Raw genomic sequence first — 11,904 nt, forward strand, 5'->3', positions numbered from 1 at the left:
GATCGCGGCGACCCGCCCCCACGGGACCCCCGGCCGGGATTCCGGCAGACGCCCTCCCGGCCTGACCCCGGGCCTGATCCCGGGGCGGACCCCTGAGCGGATTCCCGGGCGGGCCCCCGCGAGGCCCCCTGTCCGGCCCCCTGTCCGGGCCCCTGTGCGGGCGGCCTCCGTCCCGCTCCCCGGGCGGACCTCCCGGCGGCCCGGGGTGTCGGTGCGTGACATCGCGCCTCCTCCTCTCCGAGCCCTCCGAAACGTCCGGACGGCTCACGCCCACCCCCATAGTCCTTTCTGGACTATCAGGGGGGTTACCGAGAAGTTAGAAGCAACCCGCGTCCCGGTCAATGCCCCTGTCTGGCGCGGATGTTGGGGTCGCATGTGCGGGAACGCCGACGCGCGCGGCGGGAAACCCGCCGCGCGCGTCGCACGTCCTGCCGGAACCGCCGGGGTCAGCGCAGCGGGCGGTCCAGCCGCACCCGCACCAGCCGGGTCTCGATGCCGCTGTCGACGAGCCGGCCGTTCGCGTCGAAGGCGCCCGGGCCGTCCGTCATGCCGAAGTCGTTGTCGTTGAGCAGCACCAGGGTGCGCGAGCCCTCGACCGCCACGCCCTCGATCTTGCCGGGCACGCCCTCCACCTTGCCCAGGTCCACGACCAGCCGCTTGGCCGGGACCGGCACGCCGGACGCGGCCGGGTCGGCGAGCTGCTCAAGGGACGGGCTGGTCGCCGTCGAGTCCCAGGCGGAGCCCAGGATGTCCGAACCGCGGCGCAGCCGGATCTCGTAGAGGCGCGCGGCCTTGTCGGTGCGCTCCTGGACGAGGAGACGGTCGCCGCCGAGCGCGACGATCGCCGAGATCTTCAGCTCGGAGGTCTTCGTCTGGCCGGGCTCGACCTCGCCCACCGGGTCGAAGCGGTACGCGTACTCGGCGGTGACCTTGGCCTTGCGCGGCGAGAAGCGCAGCAGCCGGGTGGTGCGCGAGTCCTCGCCGCTGTTCTTGTCGGGGTTGAGCAGCGGGCTCTGCAGCGCCAGCACCAGGTCGCCGTCGGGCAGCAGCGCGAGGCCCTCGAAGCCCCGGTTGATCTTGCGGGTGAGGTAGATCGACGGCAGCGACTCGATCACCGGGTAGTCGGCGCCGGTCAGGTTCAGGCCCTTGGGCACGTGCCGGGCGAGCACCCGGCCGCGCGCGGAGACGTGCAGGAGCGACGGGCCGTACTCGTCCACCAGCCAGAAGCTGCCGTCCCGCGGGTCGCGCACCAGGCCCTCGGTGTCCAGGCCGTTCGGGTCGTACGAGAGCGGGGTCCCGGCGTCGTAGGTGTACGGCGCCTCGTCGCGGCCCGGCTGGTTCGACAGGCCGGTCACCGGCTTGCCCGAGGTGGTGGTCAGCGGGATCGACTTGAGCACCTCGATCCGGTCGCCGACGGTCCGGATCTTCACGATGGCCGGGTCGAACCCGGGCACCGGGAAGGTGCGCCGCTTGTCCTTGCCGACGGAGATCTGGCCGTTCGGGCCGCGGTCGGTGACCGTCCAGTACTCGCCGCGCCGCTCGGCCGGGTACAGGTCGCTGCCGATGCCGCCGAGGTCGACCCCGCGGTCGTCGGCGACGGTGCCGGGCAGCAGCTTGTTGCTGAACGCGGCCAGCGGGATGTCGGGCAGCGTGGCCGTGGACACCACACGGGCGGGCGCGGAGTCGTGCGAGTGGTCGTGTCCGTGGCCGTGGTCGTGGCGCGCGGCGGGCGCGGCCCCGGCGGGCCAGACGGCCACGGTCAGGGCGAGCGCGGCGGACAGCGGCAGCACGGCGGCGGTGTACGCGGCACGACGCGCGCGAGAGACGGAGGTCATGGCCGGGATGCTGGGCGGCCCCGATGAGATCCAGGTGGCGCACGGTGGTTGACCGAATGAACCGGAGGTGGCGGAAAGGCCCGCCCCTCGAACGAAAGTGGAAGAAATCGTCGAGGGACGGGCCTTACGGGCGTACGGGCCTTACGGGCCCTTAAGGCGCGCCGGGGTGCGTCAGGGATGTCAGTGACGTCAGTGACGTCGGTGGCGTCAGTGGCGTCAGTGGTGCTCGGGCAGGTCGCGCTCCGCCGCGTGGTCGGTCGCGCTCGGCGCCGACGGGGAGACGGAGGCGGATGCCGACGGGGCCGACTCCGCCGAACGCGCCGACGGCGAGGCCGTCTTGCCGGTGGCGGCCGCGGCCGGCTTCTTCGGACCGCAGAAGGCCGCCTCAAGGGTGCCGCCGAGAGCGGTGTTCGCCGCGCCGTGGTTCGACGTGTTCGCGAGGGCGGACAGGCTGCGACGGCCGTCCTTCGTCGAGAAGGCGTACGTGTAGAAGCCCTGCACCGTGCCCGTGTGGCCGTACACCTGCGTGCCGCACGACAGGTCGTAACGGCGCAGACCGAGCCCGTAGAAACGGGTGTTGGTGGTGTCCGTCGGCGTCACCGTCCGCATCGCGTCGAGCATCGCCGGGGACAGCAGACGGCCCTTCATCAGCGCGCTCATGAAGGTGTTGAGGTCCGCCGGGGTCGAGATCACCGCACCCGCGGACTGCGCCCAGGACACGGTCTGCTCGGTGGAGTCGACCAGCGGCGCGCCCTCCTCGTCCGGGTGCAGGTAGCCGCGCGCGTGCAGCCCCTTGATCTTGGTGTCGGGGTGGACGTACGAGGTCCCCTTCAGCTTCAGCGGCTTGAAGATCCGGCGCTGGTACGCGTCGGCCACCGGACGGCCGGTCAGCTTCTCGATCAGCATGCCGCCGACCACGAAGTTGGTGTTGGAGTACTTGTACGAGACCCCGGGCTCGGTGGTGCGCGGCTCGGCGAGCGAGAGCGCGACCAGCTCCTGGTACGTGAAGACCTTGTTCCGTACGGCCTCGAAGCCGGGCACGGTCTGGTTGAACATCGCGTCCGTGTAGTCGGCGAGACCGCTGCGGTGGGTCATCAGGTGGCGCACGGTGATGCGGTCGTCCGGGAGGAGACCGGGGAGGTAGCGGTTGACGGGAGCGTCGAGTTCCAGCCGCTTCTCCTGCACCAGCTGGAGCAGCACCACCGAGGAGAAGGTCTTGCTGACGCTGCCGATCCGGAAGCGCGCGTTCACGTCCATCGGCGTGCCCGCGACCCGGTCCATCACACCGACCGTACGGCTCTGCACGCCGTCGGGGCCCGTGAACCGGGCCATGGCACCGGGCGCGCCGTTCGCCATGGCGGCGTTGAGCGCGGCCTCGACCCCGGCCATGTCGGGCGCGGGGGTGGGTGCCGGGGTGGGCGCGGGGGCCGTACGGGCAGTGGCGGGCGCGCCCGCAGGGGTGTGCGCGGGCGCGGCGGAGGCACCGGCGGCCGGGAGGACGGCTCCGGCGAGGGCGGCGATCAGCGTCGCGCCCACGGCCAGGCGGCTGGGCCGGTGGGGGAGGTGGTGGGTGTGCGACTCGTGGTGCGGCTGCCGGTGCGGCGAACGGAGCACGGAATGCCTCGACTTCTCGTTCGATGCGGTCGTCCCGGACGTTCCGGACGACTCGTTCACCGATCATGAGTGCCAAACCGCGTCGGCGGTTCCCGTTTGCGGCAGCGTGTTCCGGCCAGGTCGGCGTGAAACGCCTTAGGGGTGTTTCACCTACAGCCACACCACCTTGCCCGGGGCGCCGTCGGGCTTCGCCTCGGAACCCCACGCTCCGGCGAGCCGGCCGAGCACCATGAGGCCGTGGCCGCCCGGCAGCGCCGGGGAGCGGGAGGTCTTGGCCCGGGGGTGCGTGGGGCTGGGGTCGTGGACCTCGGCCCGGAAGAGGCCGGTGGCCGGGGTGTGACGGAGGACCAGCCGCTCGGGGCCGTCCGTGTGCAGACAGGCGTTCGTGACCAGCTCCGAGACCATGAGGAGGACGTCGTCCGCCCGTTCCTGGTCCTCGGTGGTCGCGGCGGGCAGCCAGCCCCAGTCGGTGAGGGCGGCGGCGGTGAAGTCGCGGCAGCGGGTGACCGCCCCGCCGGAACTGTTCAGGGCGAGCTGCCGGACCTGCGGCCCGCCCCCGTTCCCTCCGGAGTCGCGGTTTCGGCCGCCGCCCCCGACTCCTTCACCGCGACCACCGTGACCGTCGTGCCCGCTCGCTCCCGGCGATCCCGTGACACCCGCGCGTCCCCGACTCATCCCGCCGTGACCTCCGCCCGTCGCCTCGTCCTGCCCGTCCTGCCGTCCTGCGGTGTCACCATGATCGGACGAAGGCGCCGGACGCGCGATCCGCCACTCGAACGGCTTCCGGGCCACCGGCTACCGGTCATCGGCCACCGGTCTCCCGTCTCCGGCTACGTCAGCGGAGTGCTCAGCTCGATCGCGCGCAGCGCGGCGGCCAGGGAGCGCGGGTCAGGGAAGTCCAGGGCGGTGTCGGTGAACTTGATGACGTGCTCGTCGCCGTGGGCGAGCGCCAGGGCGAAGACCTCCTCGCCGGTGAGGCCGTCGGCGGCCGGCGCCGGTTCGATCCCGGTCGTGGGGGAGTACATCGCCGTCACGGCGGCCGACGCGGTCCACGCGGCCCGCAGGCTCGGCACCCACAGGGCGCGGGGGAGCGCGGGCAGCGCGCGCAGCACGGCGTTGGGCGCGGTGGCCGCGTGCACCAGCATCGTCTCGTCGCCGTGCCCGTGGCTTGCGTAGCGGTGGGTCGCCGCCTTGACCAGCGCGGTGAGGTGCCCGTACGCCTCCTCCGGCGCGGTCGCGCCCGCTGCCGCCGCCCACACCGGCAGCCGGTCGACCCGGGCGAGCCGGTCGGGGAAGCCGCCGTCCTGGCGGTCGATCGGCGGCACCGCCGCCAGTGCGTCGGCCGCCGCCGCCGCGCCCGGCAGCGGGGCCGGCTCGGCGACCGGCCGGTGCCGGGCGGCCCAGTAGCCGAGCCCGTGGCCGAGTTCGGCGAGCCGGGGAGCGGTCGGGTCGCTCGCGAGCAGGGTCCGTACGGCGTGGCCGACCCGGATGACGGGATGCGTGGAACCCCCGTACAGCCCGGGCAGCAGCCGTGGCCACCACTCGGCGAGCACGTCCCGCCAGGGGCGGGCGGCCAGTTCCCGTGCGAAGAACCCGATCCAGTCGGCGGCCCGCCGCGGCTCGCCGAGCGCCTCGTGCCAGTTGGCGGCGGTGACCGGTGCGACCGGGGCGGGGAAGTCCTCGAGCCGCGGCGCGTACCGGTCCACCCACCGGTGCACCGACCCGGCCAGGCCCCGCGCGGCCAGCGCCTCCACCGCCATCGGCGCGTGATTGGTGAGCCGCCCCAGGCGCTCGGGCCCGGCGGCGTGCAGCTGCTCCAGCGCCTCGTCGAGAACACCGGTCGGGTCGGGGTCGGCGGCCGCCACCCCCGGCGGGATCCCCACCCCCGTACCCGTACCCGCCCCCGTACCCATGTCCGTCTCAGCGTCGCTGTCCCTGTCCCTGTCCATGGACCGACGCTAGGCGGGCCGCCCCGTCCGCCGTAACGGCCGCGGGCCCTAGAACCGGTCGGCGACCGGTCGTAGGGCCCGCGACGGAGGCGCCCCGGGCGCGGGGCACCCGTACGGCGTCCGTGGTCAGCTGCTGAGGATCACCAGCTGCCGGGTCGCGCGCGTCATCGCCACATAGCGGTCGACCGCGCCCTCGATGCCCGTGCCGAACTTCTCCGGGTCGACCAGCACCACCAGGTCGAACTCCAGGCCCTTGGACAGTTCGGGCGTGAGCGAGCTGACCCGCTCGCGGGCCGGGAAGTCCGGGGCGCCGATGACGCAGGCGACGCCCTCCGCGTGCTCGGCCAGCCAGGCGTCGACGACCGATTCCAGCTCGTCGGCCGAGCCGTGCCGGACCGGGACACCGCTGCTGCGGACGGAGGTGGGGACGTTGGCGTCCGGGAGCTCGGCGCGGATGGCGGGCTCGGCCTCCTTCATCACCTCTTCCGGCGTACGGTAGTTGATGCTCAGCGACGCCTGCTCGATCCGGTCGAAGCCGACCCGCTCCAGGCGTTCCTGCCACGACTCGGTGAAGCCGTGCCGCGCCTGCGCCCGGTCGCCGACCACCGTGAACGAGCGCGACGGGCAGCGAAGCAGCAGCATCTGCCACTCGGCGTCGGTGAGTTCCTGCGCCTCGTCGACGACGACGTGCGCGAACGGGCCCGCCAGCAGATCACGGTCCGCGCCCGGCAGCACCGACTCGTTGACCAGGCTGACCTTCGCGTCCTCGCCGCTCAGCATCCGCACCAGGCCCTGGCCCTCGTCGCCGTCGGAACCGGAGTCCCGCACCGCCGAGATCAGGTTGTCGACCACTCGCGACATCTCCTGGCGCTGCGAGGCCAGTTCCTCGGTGTAGCGGCGCAGCCGCGCGGCCGACCGGGGGTCGCCGAGCCGCTGCCGTGCCGCGTCGAGGATCGGCAGGTCGGACAGCGTCCAGGCGTCCGGCTCGGCGCGCTGGAGCAGCCGCACCTCGTCCGCGCCGAGCCACGGCGCGCACAGCCGCAGATACGCCGGTACGGTCCACAGGTCACCGACCACGTCACCCGGCTCCAGGACGGGCCACGCCGAGTGCAGGGCGTCGGCCAGCTCCCGGTCCTTGCGCAGCATCCGGCGGAACGGGTCCTCGGGGACCGCCGCGTCGGGGTCGGCCTCGACGATCCGCTCCAGGAGGATGTTGCCGAGCTCCTCCCAGATGCGCTCGCGCGCCTCGTTGTGCGGGACGCCCTCGACGGCCTCGAACGACTCCGTCCAGTCCTCGGCGGTCACCCGGACGTCCGCCCAGGGGGTGCTGACGGTGACGGTACGGGTCGGCGGCTCCTCGTAGAACCGTACGGCCAGCTCGACCGACCGCACCATCGCCGCGGTCTCCTTCAGACGCGCCACGGCCGGGTCGGCCTCGGGCCGCGCCGCCGCGCCCTCCGGGAGGAGGTCGCGCACGGTGCAGGTCTGCACGCCCTCCTCGCCGAGGCTGGGCAGCACGTCGGAGACGTACGCGAGGTACGGCTGGTGCGGGCCGACGAACAGCACGCCGCCGCGCCGGTGGCCGAGCCGCGGGTCGGAGTACAGCAGGTGCGCGGTGCGGTGCAGCGCGACCACGGTCTTTCCGGTGCCGGGGCCGCCGTCGACGACGAGCGCGCCGCGCGAGCCGGCCCGGATGATGGCGTCCTGGTCGGCCTGGATGGTGGCGAGGACGTCCCGCATCCGCTCCGAGCGGTTGCCGCCCAGGCTGGCGATGAAGGCGGACTGGTCGTCGAGGGCGACGGAGTGCCCGTCGAGGCCCTCGGCGGTGAAGACCTCGTCCCAGTAGTCGCTGATCAGACCGTCGTGCCACTGGTAGCGGCGGCGGCTGGCCAGGCCCATCGGGGTGGCGTGGGTCGCGGCGAAGAAGGGTTCGGCGACGGGGGAGCGCCAGTCGACGAGCAGTCGGCGCCCCTCGCTGTCGGTGAGGCCGAGGCGGCCGATGTAGACCGGCTCGGACGCACCCGCCGGAACGATTCGGCCCAGGCACAGGTCGAGCCCGAACCGGCGCAGCGTACGGATCCTGGAGCTCAGCCGGTGGATCTCGGCATCGCGCTCCATGGCCTCCCGGCCCATGCCGCCGGGCTCCCTGCGCACCGCGTCGAGGCGGGTGGAGAGCTCGGCGACGGTCTGCTCCAGGCTCGCGCCGACCGCCGCGAAGTGCTGCTCGTCGGCGGCGATCAGTGTCGGGTCGGCCTTGGCGGAGAGGCGGTCGGACAGGTGGAACGCCGACGAGGGTGCGGACGCCGACGAGTACGGCGACGAGGACGAGGACGACGACGAGGACGAGGACGACGACGAGGACGAGGACGACGACGAGGAGGACGAGGCGGACGAACTGGTTCGCACGAGGTGAGAACTCCCATTTACGCAGGTTCCGGGGGTAGGCCGTTGATTGTGCGGTACGAGGGGGGCCTTGCCGCAAGGCCCCCCTTGCGCTATACATTGATAGTGGCGAGGAGAGGGTTTACCCCCTTGCCGCTTTTCAGACCTGGTCTGATCCGCACAAGCTGACGAAGAGGCCCGGCGTCGATGACGCCGGGCCTCTTTTGTACCTCGCTCGCGCACCCCTCGGGCGCACTGCTCACCAGGAGGACTTGGTGACCCCCGGCAGGTACCCGGCGTGCGCCTGCTCCCGGGTGCGGACCCGGGAGAGGCCGAAGCGGCGCAGATAGCCGCGCGGGCGGCCGTCGACGCTGTCGCGGTTGCGGACCCGGGTGGCGCTGGCGTCGCGCGGCTGGCGGCGCAGCTCGGCGAGGGCGGCGGCGCGGTCGGCGGGCGGGGTGGCCGGGCGGCGGACGAGCTCCTTGAGCTCCGCCCGGCGGGCGGCGTACCGCTCGACGACCAGCTTGCGGCGCTCGTTCCGCGCGATCTTGCTCTTCTTCGCCATCAGACCTTCCCTCCCCGGGCGCGGATCCGCGCCACCGCGGCCTCGATGCCGAGGGTGTCCACGGTCCTGATCGCGCGGGCGCTCAGGGTCAGCCGGACGTGCCGTCCCTCGCTGGGCAGCCAGTAGCGCTTGCGCTGCACGTTCGGGTCGAAGCGGCGCGAGGTGCGCCGGTGGGAGTGGGAGATGGAGTTGCCGAATCCCGGCTTGGCGCCGGTCAGTTGGCAGTGGGCGGACATGGTACGGGCCACCTTCCTCGGTCGAGGGTCGTCGGTCACGGACATCAGTACCGGTTATCGGTAATGAAAACCATTGCCATATACTAGCCTCATGGCACGCAACGAGATCCGCCCTGTCATCAAGCTCCGCTCCACCGCGGGCACCGGATTCACCTATGTGACGCGGAAGAACCGCCGCAACGACCCGGACCGCCTGGTGCTGCGCAAGTACGACCCGGTCGTCGGCCGGCACGTCGACTTCCGCGAGGAGCGCTGAGCCCCGGCCCCGGCCCAGGCCCAGGCCCAGGCCCAGGCCCCCTGACCAACCCGTATCCCGACGAAGGACAGCCCCTGCCATGAAGCCCGGAATCCACCCGCCGTACGGGCCCGTCGTGTTCCGCGACCTCGCCTCCGGCACCGCGTTCCTCACCCGGTCCACCATGACCAGCGAGAAGACGATCGACTGGTCGGACGGACAGACGTACCCCGTCGTCGACGTCGAGATCTCCGCCGCGAGCCACCCCTTCTACACCGGCACCGCGCGCGTCCTCGACACCGCCGGACGCGTCGAACGCTTCGAGCGCCGCTACGGAGCCCGCCGATGACGGGCGACAGGCCGCGGAACCAGCTCCCCGTCGCGATCGTCGCCGGGCTGCACTCCGACGCCCGCCGCGAGGTCGTCGAACGTCTGCTGCGCGCCGTCCCCGGCAGCGTGGCGCTCCACCACGACCTCGCCGGGGCCCGGCACGGCACCGTGCTCCGTACCGTCCGCGACGCCACGGGACCCGTCTCCAGTGGCGAGACGCCGCTGGTCAACGACTGTGCCTGCTGCGCGCTGCGCGAGGACCTGGTCCCCGAGCTGACCCGGCTCGCGGACGACGGCGGGCTGACCCGGCTCGCCGTCGTCGAACTCTGGGACTCCGTCGAGCCGAAGGCCATGGCCGAGGTGATCGCCGCGTGCGGCGGCGACACGCTCGCCGTCAGCGCCGTGATCACCGCCGTGGACCCCGCGCTCGTCCTCGCCTACCTCGGCAACGGCGACGACCTCGCCGAGGCCGGGCTCGCCGCCGCCCCCACCGACCAGCGGACCGTCGGCGACACCTGGGCCCGGCAACTGGAGTACGCGCCCGTGCTCGCCCTCGTCGACAGCGACGAGGGCGCGGCGGACGACGAGGCCGAGGGGCGGGCGCTGCTCGCCCAACTGCACCCCACGGCACGGCGGGTGGGCGCCGGATCGGGCGATCTCGCGCGGGCCGCGTTCGCGGGCTTCGACGTCGAGGCGGCGGCCGCCGCGCAGCATCCCGCGTGCGCGCTGCTGCCGCAGGACACCGACCCGGACGAGTCCGGGGTCGCCACCCTGGTCTGGCACCGCAGGCGGCCCTTCCACCCCGAGCGGCTGTACGCGGCCCTCGAGGACCTGTGCTGTGCGGCGGCCCGCAGCCGAGGCCGCTTCTGGCTGGCCGACCGGCCCGACACACTGCTCGCCTGGGAGGCGGCCGGCGGCGCGCTGTGCGTCGAGAGCGCGGGCCCCTGGCTGGCCTCGCTGCCGGACGCGGCCTGGGAGCTGGTGCCGCCGGTCCGGCGGGCCGCGGCGGCGCTCGACTGGCACCCGGACCACGGCGACTGCTGCCAGCACCTCGTCTTCACGTCCCCCGGCCTCGACCGGGAGGGGCTTGAGCAGCTGCTCGACTCCTGCCTCCTGACGGACGCGGAGTACGGGGCGGGGCCCGAGTCCTGGCGGCGGCTGCCGGCCGCGTTCGGGCCGCTGCTCGACGCCGCCTGAGGCGGCGGCCCCCGCCACCCTCGTCCCCCCGTCCCCTCACCCGCGAACACTCACCCGAGGAGAACCCATGCCCCGGCGCCCCGAAGCCGCCACCCGCAAGCCCGCCAAGTCCCGCCCCAACCCGCTGGACGCGGCCGGGATCACGTACGTCGACTACAAGGACACCGACCTGCTGCGGAAGTTCCTCTCCGACCGCGGCAAGATCCGCAGCCGCCGGGTCACCCGCGTGACGGCCCAGCAGCAGCGCGCGGTCGCCACGGCGATCAAGAACGCGCGGGAGATGGCGCTGCTGCCGTACGCGTCGACGAGCGCGCCGCGCTGAGCCGAGGTCGGGGCCTGGTCACCGGCGCGGTGCGGGGCCCTGGAGGAGCGGGGCCACGTGGGCGGCCGGGAGTTCGCGCGCGACGGTGCGCAGCAAGGCGACGTCCGCGATCAGTGCGTGCAGGCTGTAGCCCACTGTGGGCCTCCTCGGTGGTCGAGGAGGCCCATCCTGCCTCAGCGGCCGCTGTGGTCGATCACGTTGCCGTTCGAGCAGTTGTTGGCGTGGTCGCCGACCCAGTCGCCGAGGACCGGGACCACGGCGACCTCCTGCATGCAGACCGCGGCGGCGGTGAAGTTCCAGTTGTTGGCGGCGTTGACGCCGCCGCCGAAGTCGCTGTCGTTGTCGGCGTGGGCCGGGGCCGCAAGGGTGAGGGCGGCGAGCGTGAGCGCGGTGGCGGTGATCATCTTCTTCATGGGCGGCCCAACGACGGACGTACGGGCCGGTTACGGCGGGCGGGGCCACCCTGGGTACGCTCACGTGCACCGCACCCGCACCCGTACCGACGAAGGCCCGCCCCGCCCATGCTCCCGCACCGCACCGTCCGGCAGGACCCCGACGCCGGGGTGCTGCGCGGGCTGCGGGCCGGGGTGCTCGCGGTGCTGTGTGTGCTGCTGCCGTGGGGCGGGCACCTCCTTGCGTGGTGTCACGCGCCCGACGCCGTCATCGTCGCCGTGGTCGCGGCCGTCGCCGTGCCGTCGGCGCTCGTACTCACCCGGCGGCGGCTCACCGACGCCCAGGTCGCCCTGGTGCTCGGCGCCTCCCAGACCACCTTCCATCTGGCGTACGCGTTCCCCGGCAGCGGCCGGCCGACGGGCGCCGGACTGCCGTTCTGGCTCGAACACGGCGCCGCCGCCGGGCCGCCGCCGACCGTCGTGCTCGCCGGACACCTCGTCACGCTGCTCATCGCCGCCCGCGTCCTCGGGGTCACCGAACGCCTGCTGTGGCAGGGCCGATCCGTGCTCGACGCGGGACTGCGGCGGCTGCTGCGCGCGCTGTGGCTCCGGCTGTGCGCGCTCGCCCCCGCACCCCACGGCCCGGGGCCGGTACGGCGCGGCCCCGACCGCACCCGGCGGCTCACCGGCGCCGTCCTCACCCGGCTGAAGCCCGGCCGGGCACCTCCTGTCGACGGGTCCCGCGTCTCCTTCCCCGTGACCGAGTTCCTCGCCCCGCTCCGCGCCCTGGTGACGCCGGTCGGCGGACCGCGCCCGCGCACGCCCTGACGGGCGGCCCGCGCGGCAG

At 73.7% G+C, this 11,904-nt stretch carries 13 protein-coding genes; 5 read left to right on the forward strand and 8 right to left on the reverse strand.

From position 1 onward, the window contains the following. Window positions 1–446: 446 nt before the first annotated feature. From ACIPXM_RS08600 to rpmB, 7 genes are all read right to left on the reverse strand, one after another. Window positions 447–1,835, reverse strand: coding sequence for an esterase-like activity of phytase family protein (locus ACIPXM_RS08600; RefSeq protein ID WP_401653375.1), 1,389 nt, complete (start codon window positions 1,833–1,835; stop codon window positions 447–449). A 216-nt stretch (window positions 1,836–2,051) separates the two neighbouring features. After that, window positions 2,052–3,449 (reverse strand): serine hydrolase domain-containing protein, encoded by a 1,398-nt coding sequence (locus tag ACIPXM_RS08605; RefSeq protein WP_401653377.1) that lies wholly within the window; start codon window positions 3,447–3,449, stop codon window positions 2,052–2,054. 150 nt (window positions 3,450–3,599) lie between these two features. Beyond that, window positions 3,600–4,124 carry an ATP-binding protein gene (locus ACIPXM_RS08610; protein WP_401653379.1) on the reverse strand — a complete coding sequence of 175 codons (525 nt, stop codon included), beginning with the start codon at window positions 4,122–4,124 and terminating at the stop codon, window positions 3,600–3,602. Window positions 4,125–4,279: 155 nt separating this feature from the next. Continuing rightward, entirely contained in the window at window positions 4,280–5,398 is a 1,119-nt protein-coding gene (locus ACIPXM_RS08615) for a questin oxidase family protein (RefSeq protein WP_401653381.1), read from the reverse strand. A 126-nt stretch (window positions 5,399–5,524) separates the two neighbouring features. After that, window positions 5,525–7,675, reverse strand: coding sequence for an RNA polymerase recycling motor ATPase HelR (gene helR, locus ACIPXM_RS08620; RefSeq protein WP_401653688.1), 2,151 nt, complete (start codon window positions 7,673–7,675; stop codon window positions 5,525–5,527). 364 nt (window positions 7,676–8,039) lie between these two features. Further along, window positions 8,040–8,345, reverse strand: a complete 306-nt coding sequence (gene rpsN, locus ACIPXM_RS08625; RefSeq protein WP_401653383.1) for a 30S ribosomal protein S14 — start codon at window positions 8,343–8,345, stop codon at window positions 8,040–8,042. Further along, on the reverse strand, window positions 8,345–8,581 hold the full coding sequence (gene rpmB, locus ACIPXM_RS08630) for a 50S ribosomal protein L28 (RefSeq protein WP_401653385.1): 237 nt from the start codon (window positions 8,579–8,581) through the stop codon (window positions 8,345–8,347). Before rpmB ends, rpsN begins: the two co-directional genes overlap by 1 nt. 91 nt (window positions 8,582–8,672) lie before the next feature. Between rpmB and rpmG the strand changes: the two genes are divergently transcribed. From rpmG to rpsR, 4 genes are all read left to right on the forward strand, one after another. Further along, on the forward strand, window positions 8,673–8,837 hold the full coding sequence (gene rpmG, locus ACIPXM_RS08635; protein WP_099198435.1) for a 50S ribosomal protein L33: 165 nt from the start codon (window positions 8,673–8,675) through the stop codon (window positions 8,835–8,837). Between the two features lie 79 nt (window positions 8,838–8,916). Then, on the forward strand, window positions 8,917–9,165 hold the full coding sequence (locus ACIPXM_RS08640; protein WP_401653387.1) for a type B 50S ribosomal protein L31: 249 nt from the start codon (window positions 8,917–8,919) through the stop codon (window positions 9,163–9,165). After that, window positions 9,162–10,343: a CobW family GTP-binding protein gene (locus ACIPXM_RS08645; protein ID WP_401653389.1), complete on the forward strand. Its 1,182-nt coding sequence runs from the start codon at window positions 9,162–9,164 to the stop codon at window positions 10,341–10,343. Before ACIPXM_RS08640 ends, ACIPXM_RS08645 begins: the two co-directional genes overlap by 4 nt. Window positions 10,344–10,410: 67 nt before the next feature. Continuing rightward, window positions 10,411–10,665 carry a 30S ribosomal protein S18 gene (gene rpsR, locus ACIPXM_RS08650; RefSeq protein ID WP_401653391.1) on the forward strand — a complete coding sequence of 85 codons (255 nt, stop codon included), beginning with the start codon at window positions 10,411–10,413 and terminating at the stop codon, window positions 10,663–10,665. A gap of 173 nt (window positions 10,666–10,838) precedes the next feature. On the opposite strand, the gene ACIPXM_RS08655 is transcribed toward rpsR, so the two are convergent. Beyond that, window positions 10,839–11,078: a hypothetical protein gene (locus ACIPXM_RS08655; RefSeq protein ID WP_401653393.1), complete on the reverse strand. Its 240-nt coding sequence runs from the start codon at window positions 11,076–11,078 to the stop codon at window positions 10,839–10,841. 108 nt (window positions 11,079–11,186) lie between these two features. On the opposite strand from ACIPXM_RS08655, the gene ACIPXM_RS08660 reads away from it, so the two are divergent. Next, a complete protein-coding gene (locus tag ACIPXM_RS08660) occupies window positions 11,187–11,885 on the forward strand; it encodes a hypothetical protein (protein ID WP_401653395.1) in 699 nt (232 codons plus the stop codon). Window positions 11,886–11,904: the final 19 nt, after the last annotated feature.

This window comes from Streptomyces sp. NPDC090025, assembly GCF_044748125.1.
GTDB lineage: Bacteria > Actinomycetota > Actinomycetes > Streptomycetales > Streptomycetaceae > Streptomyces.

Excerpts from the sequence above, each read along its gene's own strand:
- ACIPXM_RS08600 (WP_401653375.1), bottom strand. The coding sequence starts at position 1,835 with ATGACCTCCGTCTCTCGCGCGCGTCGTGCCGCGTACACCGCCGCCGTG.
- ACIPXM_RS08610 (WP_401653379.1), bottom strand. The coding sequence starts at position 4,124 with ATGAGTCGGGGACGCGCGGGTGTCACGGGATCGCCGGGAGCGAGCGGG.
- ACIPXM_RS08615 (WP_401653381.1), bottom strand. The coding sequence starts at position 5,398 with ATGGACAGGGACAGGGACAGCGACGCTGAGACGGACATGGGTACGGGG.
- rpsN (WP_401653383.1), bottom strand. The coding sequence starts at position 8,345 with ATGGCGAAGAAGAGCAAGATCGCGCGGAACGAGCGCCGCAAGCTGGTC.
- rpmB (WP_401653385.1), bottom strand. The coding sequence starts at position 8,581 with ATGTCCGCCCACTGCCAACTGACCGGCGCCAAGCCGGGATTCGGCAAC.
- rpmG (WP_099198435.1), top strand. The coding sequence starts at position 8,673 with ATGGCACGCAACGAGATCCGCCCTGTCATCAAGCTCCGCTCCACCGCG.
- ACIPXM_RS08640 (WP_401653387.1), top strand. The coding sequence starts at position 8,917 with ATGAAGCCCGGAATCCACCCGCCGTACGGGCCCGTCGTGTTCCGCGAC.
- ACIPXM_RS08645 (WP_401653389.1), top strand. The coding sequence starts at position 9,162 with ATGACGGGCGACAGGCCGCGGAACCAGCTCCCCGTCGCGATCGTCGCC.
- rpsR (WP_401653391.1), top strand. The coding sequence starts at position 10,411 with ATGCCCCGGCGCCCCGAAGCCGCCACCCGCAAGCCCGCCAAGTCCCGC.
- ACIPXM_RS08655 (WP_401653393.1), bottom strand. The coding sequence starts at position 11,078 with ATGAAGAAGATGATCACCGCCACCGCGCTCACGCTCGCCGCCCTCACC.
- ACIPXM_RS08660 (WP_401653395.1), top strand. The coding sequence starts at position 11,187 with ATGCTCCCGCACCGCACCGTCCGGCAGGACCCCGACGCCGGGGTGCTG.